Source organism: Saccharopolyspora hirsuta (assembly GCF_008630535.1).
Taxonomy (GTDB): Bacteria; Actinomycetota; Actinomycetes; order Mycobacteriales; family Pseudonocardiaceae; genus Saccharopolyspora; species Saccharopolyspora hirsuta.
Genome location: NZ_VWPH01000016.1, coordinates 52,103 through 65,249, shown reverse-complemented (window position 1 = coordinate 65,249; position 13,147 = coordinate 52,103). Strand labels below are relative to the sequence as shown.

The 13,147-nt window shown below is 72.0% G+C and carries 12 protein-coding genes; 5 read left to right on the top strand and 7 right to left on the bottom strand.

The features are described 5' to 3' along the window. Positions 1-15 precede the first annotated feature (15 nt). From F1721_RS29240 to F1721_RS29225, 4 genes are all read right to left on the bottom strand, one after another. On the bottom strand, positions 16-615 hold the full coding sequence (locus tag F1721_RS29240; protein ID WP_150070042.1) for a TIGR03086 family metal-binding protein: 600 nt from the start codon (positions 613-615) through the stop codon (positions 16-18). A gap of 55 nt (positions 616-670) precedes the next feature. Then, entirely contained in the window at positions 671-2,206 is a 1,536-nt protein-coding gene (locus F1721_RS29235) for a UxaA family hydrolase (protein ID WP_150070155.1), read from the bottom strand. A gap of 98 nt (positions 2,207-2,304) precedes the next feature. Next, complete coding sequence (locus F1721_RS29230) at positions 2,305-3,213, bottom strand: GlxA family transcriptional regulator (protein ID WP_150070041.1); 909 nt, start codon at positions 3,211-3,213, stop codon at positions 2,305-2,307. A 105-nt stretch (positions 3,214-3,318) separates the two neighbouring features. Continuing rightward, positions 3,319-4,650: a GntP family permease gene (locus F1721_RS29225; protein ID WP_150070040.1), complete on the bottom strand. Its 1,332-nt coding sequence runs from the start codon at positions 4,648-4,650 to the stop codon at positions 3,319-3,321. Between the two features lie 195 nt (positions 4,651-4,845). On the opposite strand from F1721_RS29225, the gene F1721_RS29220 reads away from it, so the two are divergent. From F1721_RS29220 to F1721_RS29205, 4 genes are all read left to right on the top strand, one after another. Beyond that, a complete protein-coding gene (locus tag F1721_RS29220) occupies positions 4,846-5,187 on the top strand; it encodes an MmcQ/YjbR family DNA-binding protein (protein ID WP_150070039.1) in 342 nt (113 codons plus the stop codon). A 244-nt stretch (positions 5,188-5,431) separates the two neighbouring features. Further along, positions 5,432-6,646 (top strand): CaiB/BaiF CoA transferase family protein, encoded by a 1,215-nt coding sequence (locus F1721_RS29215; protein WP_150070038.1) that lies wholly within the window; start codon positions 5,432-5,434, stop codon positions 6,644-6,646. A gap of 4 nt (positions 6,647-6,650) precedes the next feature. After that, positions 6,651-7,544: a hydroxymethylglutaryl-CoA lyase gene (locus tag F1721_RS29210; RefSeq protein WP_246155380.1), complete on the top strand. Its 894-nt coding sequence runs from the start codon at positions 6,651-6,653 to the stop codon at positions 7,542-7,544. Between the two features lie 3 nt (positions 7,545-7,547). Beyond that, positions 7,548-8,180, top strand: coding sequence for an IclR family transcriptional regulator (locus F1721_RS29205; RefSeq protein WP_150070036.1), 633 nt, complete (start codon positions 7,548-7,550; stop codon positions 8,178-8,180). On the opposite strand, the gene F1721_RS29200 is transcribed toward F1721_RS29205, so the two are convergent. From F1721_RS29200 to F1721_RS29190, 3 genes are all read right to left on the bottom strand, one after another. Beyond that, a complete protein-coding gene (locus tag F1721_RS29200) occupies positions 8,181-8,852 on the bottom strand; it encodes a DNA alkylation repair protein (protein WP_150070035.1) in 672 nt (223 codons plus the stop codon). A 90-nt stretch (positions 8,853-8,942) separates the two neighbouring features. Continuing rightward, positions 8,943-9,533, bottom strand: a complete 591-nt coding sequence (locus tag F1721_RS29195) for a cysteine hydrolase family protein (RefSeq protein WP_150070034.1) — start codon at positions 9,531-9,533, stop codon at positions 8,943-8,945. A gap of 69 nt (positions 9,534-9,602) precedes the next feature. After that, positions 9,603-10,418 carry an acyl-CoA thioesterase domain-containing protein gene (locus F1721_RS29190; RefSeq protein ID WP_150070033.1) on the bottom strand — a complete coding sequence of 272 codons (816 nt, stop codon included), beginning with the start codon at positions 10,416-10,418 and terminating at the stop codon, positions 9,603-9,605. Positions 10,419-10,616: 198 nt separating this feature from the next. On the opposite strand from F1721_RS29190, the gene F1721_RS29185 reads away from it, so the two are divergent. Next, a complete protein-coding gene (locus F1721_RS29185) occupies positions 10,617-13,112 on the top strand; it encodes a M14 family zinc carboxypeptidase (protein WP_170301649.1) in 2,496 nt (831 codons plus the stop codon). The last annotated feature ends 35 nt before the right edge of the window (positions 13,113-13,147 follow it).

Below are 13,147 nucleotides of genomic sequence, written 5' to 3'. Positions count from 1 at the left end.
CGTGCCCCCCGCGCGTCAGGGCGTGCGGCCCACCAGGCGGAGCATCCGGTCCTGGCGGGTCTCTCCCGGCACCCCAGGTGCGGGAGCGGCGAAGTGGCGCGTGGTGCTCGGGTCGAGCGGACCTTCGGCCACCCCGGTGTAGAGCTGCTCGAAGTTGTCGTCGACCCAGTCGACGAGCTGCGGGTCGAGCTCATCGGGTGCTCCGGTGGCCCGGGCCAGGTCCCAGGTGTGGACCACCGTGTCGGCGATGAGCAGGCCGAGCAGCTTGCGGCCGTCGGCCGGGCCGAAGGGGTAGTCCACGTCCCGGTCCAGCGATCCGGGTTCGGCGAAGGCGGCCAGGCACTCCTCCGCGGCGGAGCGGAACGACCCGACCGGATCGTCGCCGAGGGCGTTCTGCTCGCGGACGATCAGGAACTGGTCGCTGCTGCCGCCGCGCAGGAGCATGCGGTAGATCACGTTGGCCTGCACCAGGTGGCCCACCAGGGCCCGCACGTCCCAGTCCGGGCACGGTGTCGGGGCGGTCCACCGCTCCGGCCCGACCGATCCCACCAGGGCGGCGAAGTCCTCGTTCGTCCGGCGGAGGTGGTCGAACAGCACGTCATCGGCATTGCGCATGGGACGATCGTGGTGCGCGCGCGGACCGGTGTCCGGCGGAAATCGGCCGCCGCGATCAGAGCACTGTGGACAGGTGCCAGGGGACGAACTCCTCCTCGCCGTAGCCGAGCTCCTCGCTCTTGGTCTGCTCGCCGGAAGCCACCCGGAGGATGTGCTCGAAGATCTGCTCGCCCATCTCGGCCACGGTGAGCTCGCCGTCGGCGATCACCCCGCAGTTGATGTCCATGTCGTCGCTCATCCGCTCGTAGAGCGGGGTGTTGGTGGCCAGCTTGATGCTCGGCGCGGGCTTGCAGCCGAAGGCCGAGCCCCGGCCGGTGGTGAAGCACAGCAGCTGGGCGCCGCCGGCGATCAGCCCGGTGGCGTTGACCGGGTCGTAGCCGGGGGTGTCCATGAACATCAGGCCCTTGCCGGTGATCGGCTCGGCGTACTGCAGGACGTCGACGAGGTTGGTGGTGCCGCCCTTGGCCGCCGCGCCCAGCGACTTCTCCAGGATCGTGGTCAGCCCGCCCGCCTTGTTGCCGGGGGAGGGGTTGTTGTTGATCGAGCTGCCGTCGATCTGGACGTGCTTCTCCCACCAGGCGATCCGGTCCACCAGCTTCTCGCCGACCTCGCGGCTGACCGCGCGCCGGGTGAGCAGGTGCTCGGCCCCGTAGATCTCGGTGGTCTCGCCGAACACCGCCGTGCCGCCGTGCCGGATCAGCAGGTCGGCCGCCGCGCCCAGCGCCGGGTTGGCGGTGATCCCGGAGTAGGCGTCGGAGCCGCCGCACTCCATGGCCAGCACCAGCTTGTCGGCGGAGACGGTCTGCCGCTGGTAGGCGTTGGCGACCGGCAGCATCTCCTCGATCCGCCGCACGCCCTCGGCGACCGTCTTCTTGGTGCCGCCGAGCTCCTGGATGGTCATCGCGTGCACGGGCATGCCGGGCGGCAGCCGCAGGTCCTCGGTGAGGCTCTTGACCTGGTTGACCTCGCAGCCCAGCCCGATCACCAGCAGCCCGGCGATGTTGGGGTGCCCGGCGTAGCCGCGCAGCGCGCGCCGCAGCACCTCGAAGCCCTCGTTGCCCTGCCCGCTGTGCCCGCAGCCCAGCGTGTGGGTCAGCGGGCAGACGCCGTCGACGTTCGGGTAGTCGTCCAGCACACCGGAGGCCTCGATCCGGCGGGCGATCATCTTCGCCGCGGTCGCCGAGCAGTTCACCGAGGTCAGCACGGCGAGGTAGTTGCGGGTGCCGACCCGGCCGTCGGGCCGCACGAAGCCCCGGAAGGTGGCGCGCTGCGCGCTCGGCACGTACTCGGTGGGCACCACGTCGGCGCCGAACGCGTGCTCCCGGTGGAACTCCTGGTAGTCCACGTTGTGCGTGTGCACGTGCTCGCCCGCGGTGATGGGGCGGGAGGCGAAACCGATGATCTGGCCGTACTTGCGGACCGGCGCGCCCCGCGCGATGTCCACAGTGGCCAGTTTGTGGCCGCGCGGGACCTCGTCGGGCACCCGCACCCCGGAGTAGGTGCCCGGGGCCACGTCGGTGCGGGCGATGAGGACCGAATCATCGGCGTGCAGGCGGAATCCCAACTCATCCAGCGACGGCAACCGGACCACCCTCACTTCATGATTATGAAGATACTTCCCACTGGTGAACCCGATGCTAAACAGCCGACCACCGGATGTCACGGCGAACCGATACGCCGATCCGGTGTTCAGCGCTCCCGGGCGCGCAGGCGGCGGAGCATGCGCGCGTCGGCGAAGCCGACCGCCCGCGCAGCCGCGTCGGAGGTCGCGCCCTGCGCGAGCAGGTGCTCGGCGCGCTCGAAGCGCAGCGCCTGCTGGTAGCGCAGGGGCGTCAGCCCCGTGGCGCGGACGAAGGAGCGCGTCAGCGTGCGCTCGCTGCAGCCCGCGGCAGCGGCGAGCTCGGCGAGCGGCAGCGGGTCCGCGAAGCGGGCGTCGATGAGGTCCTGGACGCGGTGCACCGCGTCGTTGAGGTGGGCGCGGTGGCGCAGCATCGCGCTGGCCTGCTGGTCGTCGCCGTTGCGGCGGGCGTAGACGACCATGTCGCGGGCCACCCGGGCCGCGGCTCCCGGGCCGTGGTCGTTGGCGACCAGGTGCAGCGCCAGGTCGATGCCGCTGGCGATCCCGGCCGAGGTGGTGATCCGGCCATCCTCGACGAACAGCACGTCGCGCACCACGGTCGCCGTCGGGTAGCGGCGCGCGAGCTCGTCCTGCAGGTCGTGGTGGGTGGTGCAGCGCCGCCCGTGCAGCAGCCCGGCCTGCCCCAGCACGTCGGCCCCCGAGCACACGCTGGCGACCGAGCCACCCGCCGCGTGGTGCGCGCGGAGCCGCTCGGCGGACGCGGCGTGCAGCCGCGGCCAGCGCGGCGGTTCGGGCACCCGCGAACCGGGCACCAGGACCAGGTCCTGCTCGGCCAGCGCGGGCCACTCGGTGCGCGCGCGCAGCGGAAGTCCTTGCGCGCTCAGCACGTTCTCGTCCTGCGCGACGTAGGACAGCTCGTAGTCGTGGCCGAGGTTGGCCGCGGTGGAGAACACCTGCGCGGGTCCGGCGAGGTCGAGCAGGTGCAACCGGGGCAGCAGCAGGAACACGATGCGTCGCACGATCCGCCCAGCCTACGCCACCGGTGCAGGCCAGGGTCCGTGAGCACTTTGCGGGGCTATAACCCCGCAAAGTGCTCACGGGCCGCCGACGGCCGAAGCATCCGCTCAGAACAGGAACGCCATGACCTGGATGGGGATCATGGCGATGATCGAGGCCGCCGAGACGGTCAGGGTCACCGACTTCAGGGCGCCGCGGGTGGTCTGGGGCAGCAGGGTCTGCAGGAGCCAGAAGGTGTTGCTGGTGGCGTGGATGACGAACAGCGAACCCGCGCCCGCCGCCAGGGCGACGAAGACCGGGTCGATGCCCAGCATCGGCATCACCGGGCCGAGGACGCCCGCCGCGGTGATCGAGGCGAGCACCACCGAGCCGACCGCGATGTGCAGCACCGCCGCCACCGCCCACACCAGCAGCAGCGGGACGAGCGTGTTGGTGGTGAAGTAGTCCTTCAGCAGCTCGCCGAGACCGACGTCCTTGACCGTCTGCGCCAGCGAACCGCCGACGCCGGTGAGGATCAGGATCTGCCCGCTCTCGTGGAAGCCGCGCTTGAACGCGGCCTCGGTCTGCTCCTTGGGCAGCTTCCAGCGGGCGATGGCCAGCGCGCCGACCAGTCCGATCAGCAGCGCGATGACCGGGTCGCCGAGGAAGTCGACCACCGGCGAGCTGACGCCCAGCATCTCCGCGATCGCCCCGAACGCGATCAGCAGCAGCGCCAGCAGCAGCGGGGACAGCGACAGCGCCAGCGGCGGGAAGCGGCGGTCCGACGCGGGCTCGACCTCGGCGACCGGCAGCTCCTCGGTCTCGTCCAGCTCCGGGTTCCACAGGCCGCGCTTGGCCAGCGCGGTGAACAGCGCCAGCGTGGTGATGATGGTGAACACGGCGGTGACGACGCCGAAGAGGAACATCTTGCCGAACGGCAGGTTCAGCACCCCGGCCAGCGCCACCGCGCCCACGCCGGGCACCACGAACACCAGGCCGACCTCGATGCCCAGCGCCATCGCCGCGCACATCCGCGCCGCCCCGTGCGGGCCGATCTGCCGGGACAACCGGCTGGCCAGCGGCGCGGTGATCACCAGCAGCACGTCGGCGAAGATCGACTGCAGCACGGTGCCGACCGTGGAGCCGAAGGCGTAGGGCAGCGTCTTCGGGCCGAAGAGGCGCACCAGGCGGTCCACCAGCTGCTCGATCGCGCCCAGCGAGGCCATCAGCGACCCCAGCAGCACGCCGAAGGCGATGAGCAGCCCCACCTCGGCCATCAGGTCGCCGAAACCGGTGGTGATGGACTTGATCGTCTGCTCCGGGCCCAGGCCCGACACCAGGCCCAGGTAGATCGCCCCGAGCACCAGCGCGATCGCCGGGCTGATCTTGACCCGGAGGATGAGCACCACGACACCGACGATGGTGATCGCGGTGTTGGCGAAGACAGCGATGTCCGACATTTCGAGGCGTCCGATTCGTCGGGGCCGGCGCGCGGCCGACTCCAGTTTTGCCGCGGACGGGGCTCTTTCCACCGGGGACGAGTTGTGCTCGACCGGCGGGCACGGAGACGGACCGGCACAGCATACACACGGCCGCGGGGCGATCAAGGCCGCTGCGGGCGGCGGCTGTCGGTGGGGTGCGCGATGATGCCGGGCATGGGTGTGGCCAGCAGTCGGTTCTTGCGGATGGTCGAGGGGCTCGCCGACGTCGAGGAGGGCGAGGGGCGGGACTACACGTCCTTCAGCGTGCACGGCAAGGGCTTCGGCTACTACTGGCCGCGCACGAAGACCGTCGGTCTGAAGCAGACCCTGTCCGAGCAGATCGCACTCGTCTCGGAGCGGCCCGAGGTGTTCGAGGTGCAGTTCACCGCGGGCGGGTTCGGCTGGGTCGTGGTGCACCTGCCGAAGATCGACGCCGACGAGCTGGAGGAGCTGGTCTACGAGGCGTGGCGCCTGTCCGCGCCCGAGTACCTCGTCGAGGCCAACCCGCTGCGCTGAGCGCGCGCTCCTGCTGCGGTGCGTGATCGCACCGGACCTCCCGGTAGCGGAACCGGGATTTCCCGCTCCGAGCCGTGAAGTGGGCCTTGTGCGGGCGGATTCGGGCGGCTACGTTCGCTGCGATCAGTTTTGGGAAATACTTCCCAAATATTGGAAAACGGGGCTTGCGGAGGCGGACACCTCGTGGCCCACGGGCGCGCACATCGCCCTCCGCCGATCGCACGTGACAACAGGAGAGGACCCGATGACGACGTCCACGGGGCACGGCCCGCTGACCGGGGTCCGGGTCGTCGAGCTGGGCAACTTCATCGCCGCGCCGACGGCTGGCCGGATCCTGGCCGAGTTCGGCGCCGACGTGATCAAGGTCGAGCGGCCGCGCACCGGGGACGAGCTGCGCACCTGGCGGCTGCACGGCGGTGACGTGTCGCTGCTCTTCCGCGCCATGGCGCGCAACAAGCGCTCGATCACCCTGGACCTGCGGTCCGACCGCGGGCAGGACATCGCGCGGCGGCTGATCGCCGACGCCGACATCGTGCTGGAGAACTTCCGGCCGGGCACCCTGGAGAAGTGGGGCCTGGGCCCGGAGGAGATCCGCGCGGTCAACCCCGAGGCGGTGCTGGTGCGGATCTCCGGGTTCGGCCAGACCGGCCCGTACCGGGAGCGCCCGGGCTTCGGCGGTGTCGCCGAGGCCTTCGGCGGGGTGCGGCACCTGACCGGCTACCCGGGCCTGCCGCCGGTGCGCACCGGGATCAGCCTGGCCGACTCGGTGGCCGGGCTCTACGCGGTGATCGGCGCGCTGATGGGGCTGCTCCGGCGCCGCGCCGGGCAGCCGGGGGAGATCGTCGACGTGGCGCTCTACGAGGCGATCTACTCGCTCATGGAGTCCTCGGTGCCGGACTTCGACGCCTTCGGCGTCACCCGGGAGGCCACCGGGCCGACGATCCCCGGCGTCGTCCCGTCCAACACCTACCAGTGCGCGGACGGCAAGTACGTGGTCGTCGGCGGCAACAACAACGCCATCTTCGACCGGCTCATGCGGTTGATCGGCCGCCCCGACCTGGCCGAGGACCCGCAGCTGCGGACCAACGTGGGCCGCGTCGAGCGCAGCGACGAGATCGACGCCGCGATCGGCTCCTGGACCGCGACCGCGGACAGCCCGCGGATCCTGGAGCTGCTCGCCACCGCGTCCGTCCCCAGTGGACCGATCTATGCCGTGCCCGACATCGTGGCCGATCCGCACTACGCGGCGCGCGGCATGCACGAGCGCCACGAGGTGCGCATCGAGCAGGACGAGACCCGCGAGGTCCTGTTCCCCGGCATCGTGCCCAAGCTCTCCGAAGAACCCGGCCGCACCCGCTGGCTCGGCCCGGAGCTGGGCGCGCACACCGGCGAAGTCCTCGCCGAGCTGGGCATCTCGCCCGAGCAGGCGGCCGAACTGCGGACCGGAGGAGTGATCTGAATTGGTGCTCATCACCGAGGTCTCGCTGCGCGACGGGCTGCAGATCGAACCGGTGGTCGTGCCCACCGCGGACAAGATCCGGTTCGGCGAGCTGCTGGTCGACGCCGGGTTCCGGCACCTGGAGATCGGCTCGTTCGTCAGCCCGAAGCGGGTGCCGACGATGGCCGACACCGCCGAGGTGGTCGCCGGGCTCGCCGACCGGCCCGCGACGTTCCACACCCTCGTGCTCAACGAGCGCGGCGCGCAGCGCGCGGTCGAGGCCGGGGCCAAGCACGCACGGCTGGTGATGTCGGCCAGCGAAGGCCACAGCGAGTCGAACTCCGGTGTCAGCACGGCGGAAGCGATGCAGCGGCTGGCCCGCGCAGCCGAGATCCTGCACGACGCGGGCGTCCGCACCGAGGGCTGCATCGCGACGGCGTTCGTGTGCCCGTTCGACGGGGACACCCCGGTCGAGCGGGTGGTCCGGGTCGCCCGGCACTACGAGCGGATCGGCGTCGACGTGCTGCACCTCGCCGACACCATCGGCGCCGCCTCGCCCAGCGACATCACCCGGGCGGTCACCGCCGTGCGCGACGTGTTCCCGATCGAGCGGGTCGGGCTGCACCTGCACAGCACCTACGGCATGGCCGACGCCAACGCCTGGGAGGCCTACCGCTGCGGCATCCGGCGCTTCGACGCCGCGCTCGGCGGGCTCGGCGGCTGCCCGTTCGCGCCCGGGGCCACCGGCAACATCGCCGCCGACGACCTGATCCACCTGTTCCACCGGGAGGGCGTCGACACCGGCATCGACGTCTCGAAGCTCGGCGAGCTGCGCGAGCACCTCGCCGGGCTGGTCGGGCACGCGCTGCCGTCGGCGCTGGCGAAGGTGCCCGCGGTCCCGGCCGAGGTGCGGCGCTAGCCGATGGCCGAACCGTTCACCACCGGCGTCGGGGTCCTGGACCGCTCCGTGGCGATCCTGGACTGCGTCGAGAGCAACCCGATGGGCACCAGCGAGCTGGCCCGGGCCCTCGGGCTGACCGTGTCCACCGCGCACCGCCTGGCCACCGCGCTCGTCGCGCACGGCCTGCTGCGGCGCGACAGCGCGGGCTGCTTCCACCTGGGCCCGCGGTTCGCGACCTCGGAGCTGGCCGAGACCGCGCGCCCGGTGCTGGCGGAATTGTGCGCAGCAGCAGGGGAATCCGTGCAGCTGTGGGTGCGCCGCGCGGACCACCGGCTATGCGTGGTGAGCATTGAATCGGCGGAGGAGCTGCGCGCCAGCCAGCCCGTGGGCAGCCTGCTGCCGCTGCCCCGCGGATCGGCGGCGCAGGTCCTGCTCGGCGAGCAGAACCCGGGCGGGCACGGCTGGGTGGAGAGCGTGGAAGCCCGCGCCCCGGGCGTCGGATCGGTCAGCGCCCCGGTCCGCCTGCACGGCGACACGGTCGCAGCGGTGTGCCTGTCGGCCCCGACGCAACGCCTGCAACCCAGCCCCGGCCAGCGCTTCGGAGCCGAGGTGGTCGCCGCCGCGGCCCGCATCGAAGCCGCGTTGAAGAGCTGACTACTTCGCGGCCTTGCGGCGCACCATCTCGTTGATCCAGATCGGCGCGTACGGCGACGTGCAGTTCGGCGGGGTCGGGTAGTCCTTGAGGACCTCCAGGCGCTCGCCGATGTCGAGCGCGCGGGCGCGGTGCTCGGCGTGGTCGATGCCGATCTGGGCCAGGCAGCTGTTCATCTCCCACTGCAGGCGGTCCGGGGCGTCCTTCATCTCCGCCTCGATGACGTCGAGCAGCCCGGGCAGGTCGAGGCCGTCGGGCTTCTTGGCGACGCGCTCGGTGGTCAGCGCCCAACCGGCGCTGGCGACCACCGGGTCCGGGTCGGCGGACCAGGCCAGCCGCAGCTCCTCGGCGTGCGGGCTCTTCTTGACCACGTAGTTGACCAGCCAGTCGTGCACCTTGGGGGTGCGCGCCTCGCGCAGCATCGAGTCCAGCTCGTCGCGCTCGAAGGCCTTCGGGCGGCAGATCAGGGTCGCCAGCAGCCGCGCCGCGGAGTCGCCGGTCGCCCACAGCTCGCGCGCGAGGTCCTGCTGCGTCTTGAGCTGCTTCGCCAGCGCGCGCAGCTTGGTGAGGTTCACGCCGTGGTCGTCGCCGTGCTTCTCGTTGACCGCGCGCATCTTCGGGTCCTCCAGCGCCGCCAGCTCGGCCAGCACCGCGGCCACCGTCGTCTCCGCCACCTCAGCCCCCTGTCCGTCGCGTGGGAGGTCCAGCCTACGGGAGACCACGGTGGCCGCAGTGCCGACCGAGCGCCGGTCAGCACGATCCGGTCACGCCGGGGTGCCGGTGAGCTCCGCGACGGTGCGGATGGTGGCGAAGCGGCCGGACAGGGCGTACTCGGTGCGGGCGATGATCTCCGCGCTGTGCAGGGTCCGCGGGTCGGCCAGCAGCTCGGCCACCGTCTGGTCGGCCGGTGCGTCGCGGTGCGGGATCGGGTTGGTCGCCGTCGCGTCGGTGACGAAGGTGACGTCGTAGCCGAGGTCCGAGGCGACGCGGGTCGTGGTCTCGCAGCACTGCTCGGTGCGGATGCCGCACACGCTCAGCTCGCGGATGCCGCGCCGGGTCAGCAGCTGGTGCAGGTTCGAGGTGGTGAAGGCGTTGTGCGAGGTCTTGGTCAGCATCGGCTCGCCGTCGGCGGGCACGAGCCCGTCCAGCAGCCGGTTGTGCCCGTTGACCGGGTCGAACACGCCACCGGTGCCGGGTTCGCTGTGCAGCACCCAGACCACCAGGTCCCCCTCGGCGCGGGCGAGGTCGACCAGCTGGTTGACCGGGGTGGCGATGTCGGGGTTGGAGATGGCCTGCCACAGCGGGCGCTGCCGGAACGATTCCTGGACGTCGACGACGAGAAGTGCTCTGTTCACACCGGGAAGTCTTCCCGGCCGCGCCGCGAACGAGAAGGCACGATCGCGGCTCGGACCGGAACGATCCGGTCAGCGCTTTGCGGTGGCGGGGTTGGCCACCGCGGTCAGCGCGCTGAACCCGATCGGGCCCTCGGTGTCGTGGAACGTGCAGCTGCCCGCCGCGATGCCGTCCGCGCTGACCTGCCCCGTCGCCTCGATGCCGATGATCTCGCCGCGCGGCAACCGGCTGAGGGTGAGCGTGTAGTCGGCGTTGATGAACTCCAGCACCCCGTCCTGGCCGAAGTTCACCAGCGGGCTGGCGAAGTCGCCCGCCAGCGCGACGCGCACGAACGGCGAGGTCGGCTCGCCCGCCACCAGGTCGCACCGGTCCCGCACCCACGCGCGGCGCGGACCGCTGGCCCGCCAGTCCTCGGTGGGCTTGCCGTCGGCGTCCACCAGCCAGACGTCGAACGGCGGCACCCAGCCGCTAGGGTCGGCGCGCGGCGCGCCGAGCTCGTCCGGCTTCGGCGCGTCCCAAGCCGACGTCGCGGGAACGGTGCCCGCGGGCTGTTCGCCGCGGCGCAGCAGGACCGCGCTCGCCCGCGCGACCGGCTCGTCCCCGGCGTACACGGTCGCGTCGGCGACCCGGATGCGGCGGCCGTCGCGGACGCGGCGGGTCTCCACCCGCACCGGAACGAGTTTGGCGCTGCGGAACAGGTCCACGGTCAACCGGCTGAACTGCAGGTCCGGATCGGACTGCTCGCGCTCCAGCGCGCGGGCCAGCAGACCGCCGAACAACCGCCCGTGCATCATGTCCGACGACCACGGGCTGTCCGCGTGCCGGGCCGGGACGAGCTGGTCCCCGTCCGGGGTGAAGAACGGTTCGCCGCCGGTGGTTTCGGCCATCGGTCCTCCTCCGCTGCTGGTGCGTCCCGCGCACCCTACGGCACCGGACGGGCACCGGAGCCCGGTCGTGACGAGCCGAACTTCGTCCGATCGGGGTGAGCGACAGTTTCCGCTGCGCGTCCGTCCGGCGCTTGCGGCCGGATGGACGGCGTGATCGACTCGCTGGTCGATTCCGCACCCGACCGAATGGGTGGTCACATGGCGATGTTCCCCGGATCAGGGCGCTCGAAGTGGTTGACCGGCGCCGTCGCGCTGGTCGTGTCCCTACCGCTGCTCGCGGTGCCGACGGCGGCCGCGGCTCCGGCCTGCGACCCGTTCACCCCGCCAGCGGTCGACGAATCGGTGCCGACGGCGCGCGAGGTCCTGGGCGTTGACCTCGGTGAGCGGGAGGTCACCACCGAGGAGTCCGACACCTACCTGCGGGCATTGGCCGACGCGAGCCCGAACGTCGTCGACGGGGTGCTGGCCACCTCGGTGGAAGGACGCCCGCTGCGCTACGCGGTGGTCGGCCAGGAGAAGTGGGTGCGGCCGGGCGCGCTGCGCGGCATCGGCGAGCAGCTCAACCGGCTGCGCGACCCGAACACCCCGGAACCCGTCGCGCAGCAGATCATCCGCAACACCCCCGCGGTGCTGTGGGTGGCCGGGAACGTCCACGGCGACGAGGAGAGCGGTGCGGACGCGGCGCTGCGCGTGCTCTACGAGCTGACCGCCCGCACCGACTGCACGGCGCAAACGATCCTCGACAACGCGATCGTCGTGGTGCTGCCGACGCAGAACCCCGACGGGCGAGAAGCCGACACCCGCCGCAACGCCTACGGGTTCGACATCAACCGCGACTGGTTCGCCCGCACCCAGCCCGAGACCGAGGGCAAGCTGGAGAAGCTGCGCGAGCTCCCGCCGCAGATGTTCATCGACGCCCACGAGATGGGCAGTCCGGACTACTTCTTCCCGCCCAACGCCGACCCGGTCTACCACGACATCGGGGAAACCCCGCTGAACTGGGTCTACAACGTGTACGGCCCGGCGATGCAGCAGGCGTTCGGCCGCTTCGGCATCCCGTACTTCAACGGCGAGTCCTACGACCTGATGTACCTCGGCTACGGCGACACCGTGCCGCTGACCGGGTTCAACGCGGCCGGGATGACCTTCGAGAAGAACTCCGGCGATCCCGTTCCCGAGCGGGTCGGGGAGCAGTACACCGCGATCTGGGCGACGTTGATGGCCGCCGGGGCGCAGGACCGGCAGCTGCTGGCCGAGTGGCGCGGCGAGCACCTGGAGGCGCAGCGGCAGGGCGCGGCCGGGGAGCTGGAGCCGAACCAGCTCTACTGGAACGACGGCGAGATCACCAACCCGGTGCCCGACATCGCGGTCAAGCACTACTTCCTGCGCACCGACGACCCGGCGAAGTCCGCCGAGGTGCAGCGCCTGGCGCGGCGGCTCCAGCGGATGGACGTCGACGTCTACCGGCTGACCACCCCGCTGCAGGTCCCGGACTACACCGAGTACGGGCGCGCCGAGCAGTCCACGACGCTGCCCGCCGGGACGTTGTGGATCCCGATGGCGCAGGGCCAGAAGCACTGGGTGCAGGCGATGCTCAACGAGAACAGCTACGTCCCGTTCCCGTACTTCTACGACGTGACGGCCTGGAGCGGTCCGCTGGCGGAGAACATCAGCGGCGGCCGGTCCGGTGCGGACCTGAACCCGCGCGCGATGCCGCTGCCGGAGCTGCCCGAACCCGCCGCGCGGCCGGTCGTCGACGCGCCGAGCACGGCGGTCTGGCAGATCTCGGGCGGCAGCGCGGCGACCGAATCGGCGGGCTGGCTGCGCTGGTGGCTGGACGACCAGGGGATGGACTTCGGCGACGTCACCGCCGACCAGATCGCGTCCGGCGCGCTCGCCGACCGCGACGTGCTGGTCATCCCGAACGGCTCGGACCAGGAGGCCTTCGACGCGCTCGGCGAGCGGGGCCGGGCCGCGCTGACCGAATGGGTCCGCAGCGGCGGGACGCTGATCGCGCTGCGGGACGCCTCGCGGCTGGCGGCGCGCCTCGGCCTGACCTCCGCGACCTACGCCGAGCCGACCTCGGACGTCCCCGGCGCGCTCATCCGCGTGCAGGTCGACCAGGACAGCCCGCTGGCCGAGGGCGTGGGGCCGACCGCGTGGGCGATGTACGAGTACGAGGCGGTGTGGTCGGCCCCGGCGGAGTCGTCGGCGGCGAGCTTCCCGGCCGCGGGCGATCCGGACTGGTACGTCTCCGGGTTCGCCGAAGGCGCCGAGCAGCTGCACGGCAGGACCGCGGTCGTGGACGAGGCCGCGGGCAGCGGCCGGGTGGTGCTGTTCGGCTTCGACCCGAACTACCGCGCCTTCACCAACGGCACGGCGAAGCTGCTGCGCAACGCCATGACCGGCCCGCGCCCGGCGAACGCGCCCCAGGCCGTCGCGGTGGACCGCGCGCAGCACACCGCGGCCACGCCCGGCCGGATGATCCTCTCGGTGCGACCGGCCGTCGCTGACCGGGTGCAGCAGCTGCTGGCCGAGCACGGCGCGAACGCCGAGGTGGTGCGCGGTCCGGACGTGGTGCGCTTCAAGGTCGACCTCGGCGGGATGAGCCCCGACGAGCACCCGTGGGCGCGTCGGCTGGCCGACCGGGTCGCCGGGTTCGGCCGCGACGTGGTGGCGATCAGCCTGCCGTAGCGGGGGACCGGGCGGGCTGGCGGTCAACTCCGGCC